This window comes from Psychrobacter sp. CAL346-MNA-CIBAN-0220 (assembly GCF_040309805.1).
In the GTDB taxonomy this organism is placed as follows: domain Bacteria; phylum Pseudomonadota; class Gammaproteobacteria; order Pseudomonadales; family Moraxellaceae; genus Psychrobacter.
Window position 1 is genome coordinate 1 of sequence record NZ_JBEOPF010000116.1, and the last position, 286, is coordinate 286.

Annotated in this window: 1 protein-coding gene; it reads left to right on the top strand. The window is 39.2% G+C overall.

From position 1 onward, the window contains the following. Positions 1-28: 28 nt before the first annotated feature. The coding region (locus AAEY88_RS12935) for a DUF3817 domain-containing protein (RefSeq protein WP_350563033.1) at positions 29-286 on the top strand (258 nt) is incomplete at its 3' end.

Genomic DNA, 286 nt, shown 5'->3' on the forward strand with positions numbered 1-286 from the left:
GTCACATGCTCAGCTAACTATCAAACAAATACATAATCTTAGAAAAAAACAAAGTGCCGCATTAAAAAGCCTTACCATTATAGGCTACCTAGAAGGCACCTCTTTCTTATTATTGCTCTGTATCGCCATGCCACTAAAATATATGCTGGACATTCCAGAAGGTGTGAAATACATCGGTATGGCACACGGTATATTGTTTATTACCTATATCATAATACTTATAGGCTCAGCTATCAAAATGAAAATGCCTCTTTGGGCAATACCTGCGGGCGTACTCGGCTCACTC